Annotated in this window: 1 protein-coding gene; it reads right to left on the bottom strand. The window is 57.2% G+C overall.

Annotated elements, in window-relative coordinates; all coding sequences use genetic code 11:
- Positions 1–883, bottom strand: an 883-nt coding sequence (locus BIY29_RS19900) for an Ig-like domain-containing protein (RefSeq protein ID WP_121576724.1), incomplete at both ends; no start/stop codon positions are given.

Here is an 883-nt window from a genome sequence, read left to right as displayed (position 1 = left end):
CCGTGGATATTCACGGACTGGCTGGATTCAGCAATATTTACCCTATCATCACCGGCAATGGTGTCGATGGTGATCGACGCGTCCGGCGCTACCGTATCGACGGCGTAAGGACGGCTGGCCTCTGCGGTGGTGGTATTACCCGCCGCATCAGCAGTGGTCACACTGGCGGTGACATTGGTGTTTGCCGCCAGTACGCTGCCCGGGATATTCACGCTCCAGCTAATTCCATCGGCATTGACCGTGGTCTGGAAGGTCTCTGAACCGACCGTTACCGTCACCACATCACCGGCCTGCACATTATTGCCGACCTTGCCGGTCACGTTGATGGCCTGACCGGACTCGGCGATATTTACCCTATCGTCACCAGCCACGGTGTCGATAGTGATGGAGGCGTCCGGCGCTACCGTATCCACCGTGTAAGGACGATCCGCACTTGCCGTAGTGGTATTACCCGCCGCATCGGCAGTGGTGACGCTGGCATTAATCTCGGTATTACCGGTCAGTACGCTGCCCGGCACATTCACGCTCCAACTGGTGCCGTCAGCGTTGACCGTGGTCTGGTAGGTTTCATTGCCCACGGTGACCGTTACCGTATCACCAGCTTGAACGTTATTACCAACGCTGCCTGTCACATTCACCGTCTGACCGGACTCGGCGATATTTACCATATCGTCACCAGCAACGGTGTCGATAGTGATGGAGGCCTCCGGGGCTACCGTATCGACGGCGTAAGAACGATCGGCGCTTGCCGTAGTGGTATTACCCGCCGCATCGGTGGTGGTGACACTGGCGCTAACTGCCAAGTTGGAAGCCAGTACAGAACCCGGAATATCTATGCTCCAGCTAACACCATCGGCATTGACAGTAGTCTGGTAGGTCTCCG

Source organism: Brenneria alni (genome assembly GCF_003666245.1).
Classification (GTDB): domain Bacteria; phylum Pseudomonadota; class Gammaproteobacteria; order Enterobacterales; family Enterobacteriaceae; genus Brenneria; species Brenneria alni.
Note: the sequence above shows the minus strand (reverse complement) of the source record. Positions and strands in the feature narration are given on the sequence as shown.